We start from the raw sequence: 18,663 nt of genomic DNA, 5'->3' as shown, positions 1-18,663 counted from the left end.
CGTACGTCGGGGTGGCGTTCGAGAGCCGCCTCCACCTCGGCCGGCTCCACCCGCACCCCACGAACCTTCACCTGATGATCCACCCGACCCAGAAACTGCACCTGCCCATCCGGCAACACACACGCCAGATCCCCAGTCCGATACATCCGCCCACCCGACACCCCGAACGGATCCGGCCGAAACCGATCCGCCGTCAACCCCGGCTCACCCAGATAACCCCGCGACACCCCCACCCCACCCACCCACAACTCCCCCGGCACACCCACCGGCACCAACCCACCCACCCCATCCAGCACATACACCCGCACACCCCGAATCGGCCGACCGACCGGCACCGACGCCGCGACCGGCGACACCGGGTTCGCGTACGGGTCGTGCCAGGTCGCGTCCCAGATCTCCGAGGTGCCGTAGAGGTTGAAGAGTCGGGCGTGCGGCATCGCGGTGTGGAAGCGGTGCCACAACGACCACGGCAACGCCTCACCACTACTCACCCACATCCGCAGCTCCGGCAACCGCGATCCGAGATCGGGGACCGCGTCCAGGACCGCTCGCAGCAGTGACGGCACCAGCCAGAGTCTGGTCACCCGTTCCCGCCCCAACACGTCCACCAGTCGTACCGGGTCCCGTGCCACCTCGTCCGGGACCACCACCGACCGCACCCCCGCCAACAACCCACCCACCAACTCCCACACCGAATCCACAAAACCCACACTCGTCTTCTGACACACCACCTCCCCCACCCCAAAACCAAACCCCTCCCACATCCACACCAACCGATTCCACAACCCCCCGTGCTCCACCACCACACCCTTCGGCCGACCCGTCGACCCCGACGTGAACACCACAAACGCCCCCTGCCCCACCACCGGCACCACCGGCACCACCACCGAACCCCCAACCACCGAACCCGCCACCAACCCCGCCACACCCCCGGACACGTCCACCACCGCACCCCCGAACCCCGGCACCGCCACCCCGTCCACAGCAGACACCAACACCGAAACACCGGCAGCCTCCGCCATCTCCGCCAACCGCCTCCCCGGCAACGACGGATCCAACGGCACATACACCCCACCCGCCCACCACACCGCCAACACGATCACCGGCAGATCCACCCCACGGGACACACACACCCCCACAGCCGACTCCCGCACCACCCCCACCGACCGCAACACCCCCGCCAACCGACCAACCAACTCCCCCACCTCAGCGAACGACACCGACACACCCGAGCCATCCGTCAACGCCACCGCAGGACCAGAGGACTCCACCACCCCCGCCAACCGGTCAAACACCGAACCCTCAGCACCCACATCGGCAGCCCGGTCACCGGCCACCTCCGACAACAACCACTCCCGGGACGCCGCCGGGAGCAGGTCGACCCGGTCGGGTCGGGTCGAGGGGTCGACGGCCATCGCGGCGAGCACGGCGGCGTAGTAGCCGCCGATGGCGCCGACCTGCTCGTCGGCCAGTACGGCGGCGTCGTAGGAGAGTTCCAGCTCGACCCGGCCGGAGCGGGGGTTGACGCTGAACTCCGTCCAGAGCGGAAAGTTCGTGTCGTCGAAGGTGGAGACGTCGAGGAGTTCGAGTGCGCCGAGGTCACCGAGCGCGTCGTACACGTGGAAGTTGACGAAGTTGACGGCGGTCTCGAACCATTCCTGGCCGACGGCCGGACGCAGCCGGGTGGCCGGGTAGCGCCGGTGCGGCAGCAGTGCGCGTTCGGCGTCGAAGACCTGGCGCACGACGGCGGCCCAGTCACCGCCGGCCAGGTCGGCGACGAGCGGAACCACGTTGAGGAAGAGCCCGAGCACCCGGTCCGCGTCGGGCTCCTCCAGCCGGCCGTTCGTGACCATCCCGGTGACGGCCCGGTCGTGGCCGGCCAGCACGGCGACCACCTTCAGGTGGGCGGCCACGAGGACGCTCTTGAGCGGGACGCCGGTGCTCCGCGCGAGGCGCCGCAGGCCGATCTCGACCGGCTCGTCCACCGGCACCGCCCGTACGCGTCGCCGCCGACGGCCCCCGTCCGCGCTGGTGGGAGCCTCCGCCGGTCGGGGCCAGCGCGGAAGCGGGGTGGCGACCGCGTCGGCCAGCCGCTCCCGCCAGAACCGCCGGGTCTCCTCGTCGTCGAGGCAGGCCCGCTCGGCGGCGACGAAGTCCCGGAAGGTGCTGCGCGGCACGGGCGGGTCCGAGCCCGTCGCGCTGGTCAGCTCCGCGTCGTAGGCCCGGAACAGTTCGGTCAGCAGCGTGGAGACACTCCACCCGTCGAGGATGGTGTTGGAGCAGCTGAGCGAGAACCGGAACTCGTCGTCGCCGAGCCGGTGCACCTGGACCCGGAGCAGCGCCGGCACGGTCCAGTCGAACGGCCGTACCTTCTCCGCGTCGGTCCAGGCGGCGATCCGCTCCCGCTGGGCCGCCGGGTCCAGGCCGCGCAGGTCCGCCACCCGCACCGGTACCCGCCCCTCCCGCCAGACGAGCTGGAGCGGTTCGGCGTAGCCGGCGAGGTCGATCGACGTACGCAGCACCGGGTGCCGGGCGACGAGCCGGGCCACCGCCGTGTCGAGGGCGGTAGCGTCGAACGGCCCGCGCAGGTGGAAGCCGAAGACGTCGTGGTAGATGGAGAAGTCCGACCGGTACTCGTTGTCGAAGATCATGCCGTGCTGGAGCACGGAGAGCGGGTACGCGTCGACGACGTCCTCCGGCAGCCGGCGGCGATCCGCCTCGGACAGCAGCCCGAACGGCTCCCCGGCAGCGGTCGCCGGCCCCCGTTCCGGCCGCGGCCGGCCGGCGCGGGCCAGCGCCCGGATCGTCGGCTCCCCGAACACCTGCCGCAGCGACAGGTCCAGCCCGGCCTCCTCGCGGGCCCGGGAGAGCATCTGGATGCTCCGGATCGAGTCACCGCCGAGGGCGAAGAAGCTGTCCCCGGCACCGACCCGGTCGAGCCCGAGCAGGTCGGCCCAGATCCGGGCCAGCGCCTCCTCGACCGGACCGGCGGGTGCGACGAACTCGCCGATCTCCGGACGGGTGTCGTCCGGCTCCGGCAACGCCGCCCGGTCCACCTTGCCGCTCGGGGTCAGCGGCAGGCTTTCCAGGAACACGAAGGTGGCCGGCACCATGTGTTCGGGCAGCCGGTCGAGGAGGTGGTCGCGGAGGTCGGCGACGGAGGGCGGGGTGCCGGCGCCGACGACGTACCCGACCAGCCGGGCCGGTCCGGTCGGCTCGGTCCGGGCGACGACGGCCGCCCGGGCGACCGACGGATGGGTGTGCAGGGCCGCCTCGATCTCGCCCGGCTCCACCCGCAACCCACGGATCTTCACCTGCCGATCCATCCGGTCCAGGTACTCGATCGCGCCGTCGGGACGGTAGCGCGCCCGGTCGCCGGTGCGGTACAGCCGGCCGCCCGGCTCGTCGCCGAACGGGTCGGGCACGAACCGCTCCGCCGTCAGCGCCGGCCGGTTCAGGTAACCGCGGGCCAGCCCGGTACCGGCCAGATACAACTCGCCCGGAACGCCGACCGGTACCGGATTGAGCCACGGGTCGAGCACGTACGTCCGGGTGTTGGCGATGGGCCGGCCGATCGGGACCGTACCGGCGGAGTCCTCCGGACGGCACGCCCAGGCGGTGACGTCGATGGACGCCTCGGTCGGGCCGTAGAGGTTGTGCAGCCCGCTGCCCGGCAGGACCTCGAAGAACCGGGCGAGCAGGTCCGGTGCCAGCGCCTCGCCGCTGCACACCACGTGCCGCAGGCCGGTGCAGCGGGCGGCGCCGGGATGGTCGAGGAAGGCCCGCAGCATCGACGGTACGAAGTGGACGACGGTGACCCGTTCGTCGACGATCAGCTCGGCCAGGTAGCCCGGGTCGCGGTGCCCGTCGGGTCGGGCGACGACGATTGCGGCACCCGCCATCAGCGGCCAGAAGAACTCCCAGACCGAGACGTCGAAACTGGCCGGCGTCTTCTGCAGGATCCGGTCTTCGCCGGTGAGCGGGTACTCCGCCGCCATCCACTCCAGCCGGTTGACCATGCCCCGGTGGGTGCTGGCGACCCCCTTCGGCTGCCCGGTCGTGCCGGACGTGTAGATGACGTACCCGAGGTGGTCGCCGGTGACCTCTCCGGCCGACGGCGCGTCCGCCTCGGGGGCGGTCGCGGCCCAGCCGTACGGCAGTACCAGCGCCGCCGCCGTGGCGGCCAGCGGATGGTCCGGCCGGGCGACCACGGCGGCCGCACCGGCGTCGTCGAGCAGGTAGTCCAGCCGCTGCCGGGGCAGGTCCGGGTCCAGCGGCAGGTAGGCCCCGCCGGCCCGGTGCACCGCGAGCAGGGTCACCACCAGGTCGACCGAGCGCTCCAGGCAGACCCCGACCGGCACGTCCGGGCCGACCCCGCGCTCGCGCAACCGGTGCGCGAGCGCGTTCGCGCGGCGGTCCAGCTCCCGGTAGCGCAACCGCAGCTCCGCGCCGGCCACGGCGATCCGGTCCGGCTCGGCGGCGGCGAGCGTGGCGATCCGCTGGTGTACGGCGGTGATTGACGACGGCGGCGTGGCGGTGCGGTTCCACTCCCGGACCATCCGCCGTCGCGTGCCGGTGTCGAGTACCGGCAGCTCCCACAGCCGGCGCTCCGGTGCCGCGACGGCGCCGGCCAGCAGGGTGCGGTAGTGCGTCGCGATCCGCTGCACGGTGGCGTCGTCGAAGAGGTCGCTGGCGTACTCCAGCCACCCCTCGACCTGGTCCCCCAGCTCGGTCATCACCAGGGTCAGGTCGAACTTGGCGGTGTCGTTGTGCACGTCGACCACGCCCATGGTGAGCCCCGGCACGGTCACCGGCGGCAGTGGCGCGTTCTGGAGCACGAACATCACCTGGAACAGCGGCGTGTGGCCGGGGTCGCGGTCCGGCCGCAGCTCCTCGACGAGCCGCTCGAACGGGACCTCCTGATGCTCGTAGGCACCGAGGGTGACCTCCCGGACCCGGTGCAGGATCTCCCGGAAGGTCGGGTTGCCGTGCAGGTCGGTGCGGAGGACCAGCGTATTGACGAAGAAGCCGATCAGGCCCTCGAACTCCGGGCGGGTGCGGTTGGCGATCGGCGTGCCGACCGGGACGTCGGCCCGGCCGGTGTAGCGCGCCAGCAGTGCGGTGAACGCGGCCAGCAGCGCCATGAAGAGGGTGACGTCGTGCGCCCGGCACAGCCGCCGCACCCGCGCGACCAGCTCCGGGTCGAGGGAGAAGAGGTGTCGCCGCCCCCGGTCGCCGCGCACCGGCGGGCGGGGCCGGTCGGCGGGCAGCTCGACCGGGGCCGAGGCACCGGCCAGCCGCTCCCGCCAGTACGCCAGCCCGGCCTCCAGGGCGCCGCTGGCGAGCCGGTCACGCTGCCAGTGCGCGTAGTCGGCGTACTGGATGGGTGGCGCGGGCAACGCGGCGGCGTCGCCGGCCACGGCGCTGGCGTAGCCGGTCGCCACCTCCTGGACCAGCACACCCATCGACCAGCCGTCCGCCGCGATGTGGTGCATGGTGAGGACGAAGAGATGGTCCTCGGCGTCGATCCGGAGCAGGGCGGCCCGCAGCAGTGGGCCGTTCCGCAGGTCGAACGGCACCCGCGCCTCCGTCACGGCCTCGGCCAGGGCGGCGTCGTACCGCTCGGCGGCGGGCAGGCCGGTCAGGTCGCGTACCGGCAGCGGCACCGGTGCCGGTGCCAGCACCACCTGTTCGGCCCGGCCGTCCCGGGACGGGTAGACGGTGCGCAGGATCTCGTGCCGCCGGGCCACCCCGCTGACCGCCTCGGCGAGGGCGTCGCCGTCGAGACGGCCGGTCAGCCGTACGACGACGTAGACGTTGTAGACGGCACTGCCGGCGTCGTACTGGTCGAGGAACCACATGCGCCGCTGCGCCGAGGAGAGCGGTGCCGCCGCACCCTCGGGACGGCGGCGGACCGCGTCCGACCGCTCCCGCCGCAACTGCTCCAGCAGGGCCCGCCGCCGTGGCGAGAGCCCGTCGATCCGGCTCGACAGTTCCGTCACGCCAGTCCCCGTTCTTCCAGCATCCGTTCCACCTCGGCGTCGCTGAGCCCCTCCACCTCGGTGAGGAGCCCCTCCAGGTCGGTTCCGCCCGCCGCCGCGGCACTGCGGCGGTCGATCTCGGCGGCCAGCGCGGCAACCGAGTCGTGCTCGAACATGCTGCGCAGCGGCAGTTCGACGGCGAACCGGTCCCGGACCCGCGACTGCACCTGGGTGGCCAGCAGGGAATGCCCGCCGAGTTCGAAGAAGCGGGCGTCCGCGCCGACCCGCTCGACGTCCAGCACAGCCGTCCAGATCTCCGCCACGGCGCGCTCGGTCTCGGTGGAGGGCGGGACGTACGGCCGTTCGCTGGCCCGCCCCGGCGCCGGAAGTGCCTTGCGGTCGACCTTCCCGCTGGTGTTGAGCGGCAGGGCCGCCAGCACCACGAACGCGTCGGGTACGAGATGGCCGGGGAGGCGCTGGCGGAGGTGGTCGCGTACCCCCTCGACGAGCCGGTCGTCGGCGGCGCCGGACATCGGGGTGTTGCCGAACCGGTCCCAGGACACCGGCAGCGCTACCGGGGCGGTGCGGGCCGGCCCCTGGCCGGACACTGTGATCGCCGGACGGCACACCACGTCGAACGCGGTCGGCGAGCTGCCGGACCAGGAGACCACCGCCCGCCGCTCGTACTTGTCGGCCAGCTCCACCAGGTCCACCGGGTCGACGCCGTCCCACTCGGCGGCCCGCGCGGCAACCAGGTCGCGCAGGCGCCGCACCGGGGTGTCCGGGTCGATGTCGGCGTCGGCCAGCAGGTCCAGCAGCGCGGCCGGCTCGGCGAGTCGTGCGTTGCGCACCCCGCGCAGCAGCACGGTCGCACCGTCACCGACGGCGAGGGCGTCGCGGAACCCGGCCGGCGACTCGACCAGCCGGACCGGACCCTCCGGTGGCGGCGCGGCGGCCCGCAGCGTCACGTCGTACCGGAAGCGGGTGAACTCGTTGTCGCCGCGACCGCCCTTCAGCTCGATCTCGACGGCGCCGATCCCGGCCAGCTCCGGCAGTACGGCGGTGAAGAACTCCGGATCGACCGCCAGCTCCTTCTCCGCCCGTACGGCCCAGTCCACCTCCCGGGCGAGCGCACCGGTGGTCCACTGTGGGTCGGCGTTGGCCAGCGCGACGGAGGCGTGGAAGGCGCGCAGCAGCGGGAGGCTGCGCACCCCGCCGACGAAGACCGCACCGCCGGGGCGGACCGCCCGCGCCGCACCCGCCAGTACCCGCCGCAGGTAGTCGACGCCGGGGAAGTACTGCACGACCTCGTTGACGACGACCACGTCGTAGTCGCCCGGAGCGATGCCGGCGAAGTCGTCGGCGGCCTGGTGCCGCAGGAGGAGTTCCGGCGTCCCCGGCTGACCGGCCGTCGCCTCGCGCAGCCGGCGCACCGCCTCGGCCGACAGGTCCGTGCCGTGGTAGGCGTCGCAGTGCGGCGCGAGCTGACGCAGCAGCAGGCCGGTGCCGCAGCCCAGCTCCAGGATCCGTCGTGGCCGGAGCGCCCGGATCCGTCCGACGGTGTCGGCGACACACTCGGCGATCTCCGCGTCCGGCAGTGGCCGGCGGGTGTAGCTGCTGGTCCAGACCCGGCGGCTCAGCCCGGTGTCGTCGGTGTCCTGGCCGTACACCTCGTCGAAGACGCCGCGCCAACCGGCCACCCGCGCACCGTCGCCGGTGCCGTCCGTCGGTGTGTCGCCGGCCGGCACCAGGTAGGCGACGAGCCGCTTCTCACCGCCCGGCTCGGCACGGGCCACCACCACGCTCTCGTGCACCCTCGGGTGCGCGTTCAGCGCCGCCTCCACCTCGCCCGGTTCGATCCGGTGGCCACGCACCTTGACCACGTGGTCGGTGCGGCCGAGGAAGTCGATGACGCCGTCCGGCCGCTGCCGCACCAGGTCACGGGTGCGGTAGAGCCGGGCGCCGGGCAGCGCGGAGAACGGGTCCGGCACGAACACCTCGGCGGTGCGTACCGGGTCGTCGAGGTAGCCGCGCCCCACCCCGATTCCGCCGATGTGCAGTTCGCCGGGGAGGCCGACCGGCTGCGGTGCGCCGTACCGGTCGAGGACGTAGCCGCGCATGTTCCGGATCGGGGTGCCGATGGCGACCACGGCCGGGCCGGCGAGCTGATCCGGGCCGGTGATCGCCAGGTGGCACTGGTCGTCGGAGCACTCGGTCGAGCCGTACGTGTTGAGCACCGGGACGTGCGGATAGAGCGCGAACCACTCCCGGCACAGGTCGGCCTGCAACGCGTCGCCGGTCGGAACCATCCAGCGCAGTGCCGCCAGGGCCGGACGGGCGTCGCCGAGCGCGGCGGCCTCGCTGACCATGCCGCGCAGCACCGCCGGTACGACCTGGAGCACGGTGACACCGGTCCGCTGCACCTCGGCGAGGAGCCGGGCCGGCTCCTGGGCCACCTCGTCGGTGAAGACCTCGACCGCCGCGCCGCGCACCAGCGGGGCGAGGAACTGCCAGACCGACACGTCGAACGACTGAGGGCCGTTCTGCGCCACCACGTCGCCGGCGGTCACCCCGAGGTCGTCCAGCTTGGCGGTGACGTGGTTGAGCATGCCGGCGTGCTCGACCATCGCGCCCTTCGGCACCCCGGTGGAGCCGGACGTGTAGAGCACGTAGGCGAGGTCGCCCGGGCCGCCACGCGGTGCCGGGTCGGCCTCGTCGCCGGCAGAACCGTCCACATCGGTCAGCGCGGTCAGGGGTATGACCCGTGGCTCGGGGTCGTCGTCGGATCCGCCGGACGGTGCGGTGGCGAGCGCCGCCCGCAGTTCGTCGAGCCGGACACCGGCAACCACGGTCCGGGACCGGCTGCGCCGCACCAGGTCGGCCAGCCGCTCCCCGGGCGCGTCCGGCTCGATCGGCAGGTAGGCGGCGCCGGTCTTGAGGATGCCGAGCAGTAGTGCCAGGTAGTCGACGCCACGTCGGGCCAGTACCGCGACGATGTCACCCCGGCCGGTGCCCTGGCGCAGCAGCGCGTGGGCGATCCGGTTGGCCCGCGCGTTCAGGGCGGCGTACGTCGACTCGTCGGCGCCGCAGCGCACCGCGACCGCGTCCGGGGTACGGGCCGCCTGCCGCTCGACGAGGTGGTGCACGCAGCCCGGCCACGGCTCGGGTACGGCGGTGTCGTTCCACTCCAGCACGATCCGGCGGTAGTCGTCCCCGGTCAGCAGCGGCGCCCGTGCGACGTCCACGCCGGGGTCGTCGACGACCGCCCGCAGCAGCGCCAGGTAGTGCGCCGACATCCGCTCGACGCGGTCCCGGTCGAACAGCTCGGTGCTGTACTCCAGGAGTCCGAGCAGCCCGTCCGGCGCGGGAAACAGCTCCAGCGTGACGTCGTACTTGGCGGTGCCGTTGTGCAGCGGCGCCGGTCGGACGGTGAGGCCGGGCAGCTCGACCTCGGGGCGCGGGACGTTCTGCAGGACGAACATCACCTGGAACAGCGGCGTCTGCCGCAGGTCCCGCTCGGGTTGCAGCTCCTCGACGAGCCGCTCGAACGGCAGGTCCTGGTGCCCGAAGGCGTCCAGCGTGGTCTGGCGTACCCGGTCCAGCACGTCCCGGAAGCTGGTCGCGCCGCCGGTCCGCAGCCGCAGCACGAGCGTGTTGACGAAGAAGCCGATCAGGTTCTCGGTCTCCTGGCGGTTGCGGTTGGCGACGGGGACGCCGACGCAGATGTCGCTCTCGCCGCTGTGCCGGGCCAGCAGCACCTCGAAGACGGCGAGCAGCACCATGAACCGGCTCGTACCGGTCTGCTCGGCCAGCCCGTCCACGGCGGCGAGGAGGCCCGCCGGCACGGTGAAGCGGTGCACGTCGCCGTCGCCGCGGGCGTCCGCCGCCCGGGGCCGGTCGGTCGGCAGCTCCAGCAGCGGTGGCGCTCCGTCGAGCTGGTGCCGCCAGTAGTCGAGGTCGCCGGCGTGCCGGTCGGTGTTCGCGCGCTGCCACCGGGCGAAGTCGAGGTACTGGATCGGCAGCTCCGGCAGGTCCGGCGGCGAGCCTTCCAGGTACGCCCGGTACAGCTCGACGATCTCCCGGGTGAGCACCCCGAGCGACCAGCCGTCCAGCGCGACCTGGTGCATCGCGAGCACGAAGAGGTGGTCCTCGGGGTCGATCGCCAGCAACAGCGGGCGCAGCAGCGGCGGGCGTGCGATGTCGAACGGGCGCCGCACGTGCTCGCGGGCGATCCGCAGCGCGGCCGCCTCGCGGTCGGCCGGGTCGGTCCCGTGCACCGGCCGGACCGGTATCTCGAGCGGGGGCAGGTCGGCGACGGTCTGGGTCGGTACGCCGTCGACCGCGTGGAAGCCGGTACGCAGCACGTCGTGCCGGGCGCCGACGTCGCGCAGCGCGCGGGTCAGCGTGTCGACGTCCAGTCGGCCGTGCATGCGCAGCGCCACGTGGTCGTTGAGGGCCGGGCTCTCCGGGGCGTACTGGTGCATGAACCAGATGCGTTGCTGGGCGAACGACATCGGCCCGCTGCGCCGCTCCGGGTGTCGCGGGATGCCGTCGGCGGTGGCGGCGCGCTCGGCCAGGGCGCGCATCAGCAGCGCGCGCTTGGCCGGCGACAGGGCGTCGGCCCGCAGGCGGTGGTCCTGTGGCTCGCTCATCGGTTCAGCTCGTCCCCTCTTGACTCGTCCGTGCTGCGGCGGAACCGTTCAGCTCGCGTTCGGCCTCCTCGTCGGTCATCCGCTCCAACTGGGCCAGCAGGTCCGCCACGCCGTCGTCGCGCGCGGCCCCGGCCAGCAGGGCGGACTCCACCGCCTCCGCCATCCCGGCCAGGGTGGCGGCGGTGAAGAGGTCCCGAACGGGGATCTCGACACCGAGGACCGTCCGGATCCGCGCCACCACCTGCATCAGGTTGAGGGAGGTGGCGCCGAGGTCGAAGAAGTTCGCCTCGACGCTGACCCGCCGCCGGCCCAGCACATCGGTCCAGATGTCGTGCAGCGCCTCCTCGACCGGCGTACGCGGCGCCACGGGGTCGCCGCCGGGTTCCGGCACCTCGAACCGGTGCAGCCGGGCGCGGTCCACCTTGCCGCTGGTGGTGAGCGGTAGCGCGGGCACCGGTACGACGGCCGCCGGCACCAGGTAACCGGGGAGGCGGCCGCGCAGGAAGTCGGCGATCCCGGCCGGGTCGGCTCCGGGGTGCGGCTCGACGAAGGCGACCAGGGTGTGTCCGCCCGAGGCGGTGGGCCGGGCGACGACCGCGCCGGCGCGTACCGCCGGGTGGGCGTGCAGTGCGCTCTCGGCCTCGGCCGGCTCCACCCGTACGCCGTCGATCTTCACCTGGTGGTCGGTGCGCCCGACGTACTCCAACTGGCCGTCCACCCGCCAGCGGGCCAGGTCACCCGTGCGGTAGAGCCGGGTGCCGGGCGGGCCGAACGGATCCGGGACGAAGCGTTCGGCGGTCCGCGCCGGGGCGTTCAGGTAGCCACGGGCCAGGCCGTCACCCCCGACGTACAGCTCGCCCACCACCCCGACCGGCACCCGCTGCCCGGCCCGGTCCAGCACCTGCACCCGGGTGTTGGCCAGCGGTCGCCCGATCGGCACCGCTCCGGCCTCGACGCCGGCCTGGTAGCCGGTGGCGTCACCCATCACCTCGGTCGTCCCGTAGAGGTTGAGCAGCGTCGCGTCCGGCAGCAGCCGTCGGAAGTGGGTCACGAGGTCGGCGGTGAGCGCCTCGCCGCTGACGGTCCACCGGCGCAGCGCCGGCAGCCGCTCACCGGTCCCCTCCAGGATGTGCAGCACCACCCGGAGCAGGGACGGCACCAGGACGATCCGGCTGACCCGGTGCGCGGCGAGCGCCCGGACCAGCCCGGCCGGGTCGCCGGTGACCTCGGCCGGCAGTACCACCAGGGGCACCCCGCCGAGCAGCGGTCCGAACAGCTCCGCCACCGAGTCCACGAACGTCGCGGCGGTCTTCTGGCAGCACACCTCGCCCGGCTCGTACGGCTGGGTCTGCCAGGACCAGTGCAGCCGGTTCACGACCGCGCGGTGGGTACCCAGCACGCCCTTGGGGCGGCCGGTGGAGCCGGAGGTGTAGATGACGAACGCGGCGTCCTCCGGGCCGACCGGGCCGCCGGCCGCCTCGGCCGAATCCGGGTCGGCCTCGGACTCGGCCTCGGTTCCGGCCCCGGACTCGGCCCCGGTCTCGGCGGCCGAGACGTCCAGCACCGGCACCGGCAGGTCCGGTGGGGCCCACGCCGGGTCGGTGACGACCAGCCGGCTGCCGCTGTCGGCGAGCACCGCGCCGAGCCGCTCCGGGCCCTGCGCCGGATCGAGCGGCAGGTAGGCCGCGCCGGCCCGCAGGGTGGCCAGGATCGCGACGACCGCGTCCACGCCGCGCGGCAGGCAGACGCCGACCACCTGACCGGTCCGCACACCGCGCCGGGCCAGCTGTGCGGCCAGCGCCGACGTCCGCCGGTCGAGTTCCCGGTACGTCAGCACGCGCTCGCCGTCGACCAGACAGGTCGCCTCCGGGGTCCGTGCCACCTGGGCGGCGAACAGCTCGGGCAGGGTGCGGTCGCGCGGGTACGGCGTGTCGGTGCCGTTCCACCGGGCCAGCGTCCGGGCCCACTCCGACCCGGACTCCAGCGGCAGCCGGCCCACCGGCGTGCGCGGGTCCTCGGCCACCGCCCGCAACAGTGTCACCAGGTGGCCGGCCCATCTCGCCACGGTCGCCTCGTCGAGCACGTCGGTGCTGTAGTCGAGGTCCAGGCGCCAGCCGTCGCCGGACTCCACCCCGTTGACCCCGAGGTCGAACTGGGCGTGCGCGACGGGCAGCTCCACCTCCTCGACCCGCAGACCGGCGAGTTCCGGCGGGCGTACCGTCCGGTCGAGGTTGAACACCGTGCGGAACAGCGGCGTACGAGCCGGGTCCACCCGCACACCGAGCCGCTCGGCCAGCAGCCCGGAGGGGTGGTCCTGACGCTCGTACGCGTCGAGCAGGTGCTCGCTGACCTGGCGCAGCAGTGCCGTGAACGGCTCGTCGGCGTCGACCGTGGCCCGGATCGGCAGTACGTCCAGGCAGTGCCCGACGGTCGTCTGCGTGCCCGCCGCGCCGCGGCCGTTGACCGGTACGCCGACCACCACGTCGGGCTGGCCGGTCAGCCGGTGCAGCAGCACCTGGTAGGCGCTCAGCAGGACCATCAGCAGCGTCGACCCGCCCGGGGCACCGACCGCGCGCAACCGGTTGACCAGGTCGGTCTCCAGGGTGGTGGTGTACCGGGCACCGCGCATCGTCCGAGCGGCCGGGCGCGGCCGGTCGGTGGGCAGGTCCAGCTCCGGCGGCGGGCCGGCCATCCGCTCCAGCCAGTACCGCTCGGTCGCGGCGGCGGCCGGGCCGGTCAGGCGCTCGGCCAGTTCGGTCACGTACGCCCGGAACGGCCGTGCCGGCGGCGGCTGCCAGGCCTGACCGCGCCGCCGCGCCGTGTAGGCGGCCCCGATCTCCTGTAGCACCAGGCCGACCGACCAGCCGTCGGCGACGATGTGGTGCACGGTCAGCGCGAGCAGGTGCTCGTCCGGGCCGGTCGGTACCGCGGCGAGCCGGACCAGCGGCCCGGCGGTCAGGTCGAACGGGCGGCGCTCCCGCTCGGCCAGCCAGGCCGGCACGTCCGCACCGCGTTCGGGCGGGACCCGCACCAGCGGCACGTCCACCTCGGCCGCCGGCAGCACCCGCTGCCAGCGGGCCTGGTCGTCGTCGAAGACGGTGCGCAGGGCCTCGTGCCGGGCCACCACCGCGCGGACCGCGCCGCGCAGCGCGTCGAGGTCCAGGTCGCCGTGGAGTCGCAGGACGCTGGTCTGGTGGTACGCCACCGACGCCTGCGGATCGAGCTGCGCGACCGTCCACAGTTGACGCTGTGCCGCGGTCAGCGGGTAGGTCGGGTCGTCGTCGCGCACGACGTGGGACGGGTGCGCCCGGTCGTCCGCGCCGACGGCGGCCGGTTCGGGTACCCGGTCGTCCCGGGCCGGCTTACCGGACGGTGCCGCCGGAGTGTGCAGCACCGGCCCCTCCCCGGCGGGCAGCAGCCCGGCCGCGCGCATCGCGGTGACACCCTCGCGCACCGCGTGCACGATCCGGTCGACGTCCTCGTCGGTGTGCGCGGCGGAGAGGAACGCGTTGTGCCCCTCGCGGGCGTGCACGCCGCGCAGTACGAGGTGGTAGTAGAGCAGGTGGATGTCCTGTGTGGAGAAGAACCGGAACAGTGACCCGAAGTGCGCGACCCGGATCGGCACCGCCTCCTCGACGAAGAAGCCGTTGAGCCGTTCGACCATCTCGGCGGTGCGCCGGTTGAGCGCGTCGTGCAGCTCCGGCCCCCGCCGGGTCAGCTCGGCGAGCATGGCGGAGGCGGCGGCCATCGCGAGCGGGTGCTTGCAGAAGGTGCCGGCGAAGAACGTCGTCTCGGCCGAGGGGAAGGAGTCGTCGCCGTACGACCAGGTGCCGCCGTCGACCGCGTCGAGGAAGCGCGCGTCACCGGCGACGGCGCCGATCGGCAGGCCGCCACCGAGTACCTTGCCGTAGGTGGCGAGGTCGGCGCGGACCCCGAACCATTCCTGCGCGCCGCCCGGACGGGTCCGCAACCCGGTGACGATCTCGTCGAAGACCAGCGCCACTCCCGATCCGGCGGTCAGTTCCCGCAGTTCGCGCAGGAACCACCCCGGTTGGATGTCCGGCCGGCGGCTCTGCACCGGCTCCACGAGTACGGCGGCCAGGTCGCCGCCCTGTGCGCGCAGCGTCCGCAGGGCCGCCTCGTCGGCGTACGGCAGGATGACCAGGTCGTCGACCATGCGTTGCGGGATGCCGGGCGCGACCGGCGCGGGCGGCAGGTCCGGCCGCAGCCGTCGCATGCTGCCCAGCGTGCCGTCGTAGATCCCGTGGTAGGAGCCGGCGAACATCGCCACCCTGGTCCGGCCGGTCGCGGCGCGGGCCAGCCGCAGCGCCATCATCACCGCCTCGCTGCCGGAGTTGCAGAACGCCACCCGGGCCGCCCCGGTCAGTCCGGCCAGCAGTCCGGCGACCTCGCCGGCCCGATCCGACTGCACGCCGATGTGCACACCGCGGTCGAGCTGCTCGCGGATCGCGTCGGTGACGAACGGCGGCGAGTGGCCGAACAGGTTCGAGCCGTACCCCATCATCACGTCGACGTACTCGTTGCCGTCGACGTCCCAGAGCCGGGCGCCCGCGGACCGTTCCGCCGCGATGGGATAGACCATCTCCTTGATCGCCATCCGGAAGTCCGACATCACCCGGTTGTCGTTGTCGGCCAGCACCGGGCGGTGGGTTGCGGCGAGCCGCCGCGAGCCGGCGGTACGCCGGGTGTAGTCGGCGATCAACGTGGCGAGGGCACGCGGGCTGCCGGACGTGGCGCCGGTCCGCCGCACGACGATGGGCCGGAACGGTACGAAGGGCTCGGGGCCCGGCGCCGCCTCCCCCGCCCCGGCAGCCGCCGCTGGCGGTGCTTCCGCCCGGGCCGCCGGTGGCGTTGCCGCCAGCTGAGCCGCCGGAGCCGTCTCGGATGCCGGGGGCAGCGGGTGCCGGGCCGGGTCGTGCCGCGCCGCGACGTGCCCGGCGACCGCCTCCAGCGTGGTCAGCTCGGAGAGCAACTGCCGGACGGTGAGCCGTACCCCGAACGTGGACTCGATCACCTGGGCCGCCTCGATCAGGACCAGCGAGTCGAGTCCGATCTCCAGCAGCGACGCGCCCGGGTCGACCCGGGCGGGGTCGACCCGCAGCAGCCGCGCGGTCAGGTCGCGCAGCTGGGCCAGCACGTCGTGCGGTGCGGCCGCGCCCGGCCCGGACGGCACCCGATCGTGCACGGCCGCTGCCGGATCCCGCACGGCCGCTGCCGCCATCTCCGGCTCCGGCCCTCGCGCGCCCGGCCTTCGTTCCGGCCCCGGCTCCGGCTTCCGTGCGTCCGGCTGCGGCTCGGGTCCGCCCGGTACGGTCGGCTGGGCGGTCAGCGGCGCGGCCTCCGGTTCGGGGAGCCAGTACCGCTTCGGCGCGAACGGGTATTTCGGCACCGCCACCCGGCGGGGCTGCCGGTGGCCGTCGAACGCCCGCCAGTCGACCGGCACCCCGGCGACGTACGCGCCGCCGAGCGCCGCGAGCATGGCCTGCGTCGGGTCGCGCTCGGCGTCCAGCGACGACAGCCAGGTCAACCCGGGGTCGGGGGCGATCCGCCGGCCCAGCGGGGCGAGGGTGGGATGGGGCCCGATCTCCAGGAACACCTCGACACCGCGCTCGACCAGCGCGCTGACCCCGGCGGCGAAGAGCACCGGCTGGCGCGCCTGCGCGGCCCAGTATTCCGGCTCCAGGTCGTCGGCGCCGTCGACGAACCGTCCGGTGCGGCCGGACACCATCGGGATGCCCGGGTCGGTGAACCGGGCGGTCGCGGCGCTGGCCCGCAGGGCCGGCAGGATCGGGTCCATCAGCGGCGAGTGGAACGGCACCGCGCCCGGCAGCGGGCGGACCGGCAGGCCGGCGGCGGCGCAGCGGTCGGCGAACCCCTCGACCGTGGCGCGGTCGCCGGAGACGACGGTGTGCCGTGGGCCGTTGACCGCCGCCACCGCGATGCCGCCGGCGCCGGGGGTGAGCAGCGGCGTGACGTCGCGCTCCTCGGCGAGAACCGCCACCATCAGCCCGCCCGTGGCGACCTCGGCGGTGAGCCGCCCGCGTTCGGCCACCAGCCGCGCCGCGTCGGGCAGGCTCACGGCGCCGGCAACGCAGGCGGCGGCGTACTCGCCGAGGCTGTGCCCGAGCACCGCCTCCGGGCGCAGCCCCCAGCGCAGCCAGGTGCGGGCCAGCGCGTACTCCAGCGCGAAGAGGATCGGCTGGGCGATCCGGGTGTCGGCGAGCTGGGCCGAGGCGGGGTGCGCCGGGTCGAGGTACCGGTGCGCCGGCTCGTCGAGATGCGGGCGGAGCGCCTCGTCCACCTCGTCGAAGGCGGTCCGGAAGGCCGGTTCGGTGTCGCGCAGGCCGGCGCCGGCCCCGGGGTGCAGCCGCCCCTGCCCGGTGAAGAGGAAGGCGACCGCCGGACGGCGCGGCGCGTGCCCGACCGTGACGCCGGACCGGCGTCCGGTGCCGTCGAGGTGCCGGGTGAGCGCCCCGGCGAGCGCCCCGGCCGAGTCGCCGACGACGGCCAGCCGGTGTGGAAAGGCGACCCGACCGTCGTTCGCGGTGTGGCAGTAGTCCGCGACGGGCACGTCCGGGTGCGCGGCGAGGTGGCCCCGGTGCCGGTCGGCGAGGGTACGCAGTGTCTCGGCGGTCTTCGCCGACAGCGTCAGCAGGTGCGCCGGGCGCGGCGGCGTGCCGGGGACCGGTGCGGGCGCTGCGGCCGGCGCCTCCTCCAGCACCACGTGGGCGTTGGTGCCGCCGATGCCGAGCGAGCTGACGCCGGCCCGGCGGGGCGAGCTGCCGGCCGGCCAGTCACGCAGCTCGGTGTTGACGTAGAACGGGCTGCCGGCGAAGTCGATGCGCGGGTTGGGCGTGCGGAAATTGAGGCTGGCCGGGATCTCCCGGTGCCAGAGCGCCAGGGCCGTCTTGATGAGCCCGGCCACCCCGGCGGCCGCGTCGAGGTGACCGATGTTCGTCTTCACCGAGCCGAGCGCGCAGAAGCCGCGCTGGTCGGTGGTACGCCGGAACGCCTGGGTGAGGGCGGCCACCTCGATCGGGTCACCGAGTTCGGTGCCGGTACCGTGCGCCTCGACGTACCCGATCGTGTCGGCGGGGACGTCGGCGAAGGCCAGCGCGCCGGCCACCACGGCGGCCTGGGCGTCGACGCTCGGCGCCGTGTAGCTGACCTTCGTCGCGGCGTCGTTGTTCACCGAGGTGCCCTTGATGACCGCGTACACCCGGTCGCCGTCGCGGATCGCGTCGGCCAGCGGCCGCAGGACGACAGCACCGAGCCCGTTGCCGAAGACGGTGCCGTGGGCGTCCCGGTCGAACGTCCGGGTGTGCCCGTCCGGCGAGAAGATCGCGTTCGGGTTGAAGACGTACCCGGTCCGCTGCCGGGTCTGCACGGCGACGCCGCCGGCGATGGCCACCTCAGACTGTCCGCTGAGGATGCTCTGGCAGGCGAGGTGTACCGCGACCAGTGAGGTGGAGCAGGCGGTCTGCACCGCGACGCTCTCGCCGGTCAGGTTGAGCTTGTACGAGACCCGGGTGGGCAGGTAGTCCTTGTCGGTGCCGATCACGCCCTGGTAGGCGCGCACGGCGGAGGTGGCGCCGCGCAGCACCGACAGCCCGTAGGTGCTGGCGGCGGAGCCGGCGTACATGGCTACCGTCCGGTCGCCCCGGGTCAGGTCGTGGCCGGTGTCCTCCATCGCCTCCCAGACGCACTGGAGGAAGAGCCGGTGCTGCGGGTCCATGAGTTCGGCCTCCGACGCGGAGACGCCGAAGAACTCCGCGTCGAACAGGTCGGCGCCGTCGAGGACACCGGCGGCCGGCACGAACCCTTCGGCGCTCTGGTCCACCGGCAGGTACGACGGCGGTTCCAGCTCCTCCTCGCCGAAGAAGCTCACCGACTCGACCCCGGCGCGGAGGTTGGACCAGAACTGGTCGAGATCCGCCGCCCCGGGGCAGCGGATGGCCATGCCGACGATGGCGATGTCGGTGTCGTTCACGAGACCCCCTGCGATCGGC

At 74.0% G+C, this 18,663-nt stretch carries 3 protein-coding genes; all 3 read right to left on the bottom strand.

Annotation, left to right across the window (positions count from 1 at the left end; all coding sequences use genetic code 11):
• Nucleotides 1-6,002: amino acid adenylation domain-containing protein (locus V1634_RS16745; RefSeq protein ID WP_331208755.1), on the bottom strand; the 6,002-nt coding region annotated here is incomplete at its 3' end.
• A complete protein-coding gene (locus V1634_RS16740) occupies nucleotides 5,999-10,633 on the bottom strand; it encodes a non-ribosomal peptide synthetase (protein ID WP_331208754.1) in 4,635 nt (1,544 codons plus the stop codon). The genes V1634_RS16740 and V1634_RS16745, both read right to left, overlap by 4 nt.
• 4 nt (nucleotides 10,634-10,637) lie before the next feature.
• Entirely contained in the window at nucleotides 10,638-18,644 is an 8,007-nt protein-coding gene (locus V1634_RS16735) for a non-ribosomal peptide synthetase/type I polyketide synthase (RefSeq protein WP_331208753.1), read from the bottom strand.
• Between the last annotated feature and the right edge of the window lie 19 nt (nucleotides 18,645-18,663).

The organism is Plantactinospora veratri (assembly GCF_036421995.1).
Classification (GTDB): domain Bacteria; phylum Actinomycetota; class Actinomycetes; order Mycobacteriales; family Micromonosporaceae; genus Plantactinospora; species Plantactinospora veratri.
The sequence above is the reverse complement of the archived record's forward strand: the minus strand, read 5'-3'. Positions and strand labels throughout refer to the sequence as shown.

Excerpts from the sequence above, each read along its gene's own strand:
- V1634_RS16740 (WP_331208754.1), bottom strand. The coding sequence starts at position 10,633 with ATGAGCGAGCCACAGGACCACCGCCTGCGGGCCGACGCCCTGTCGCCG.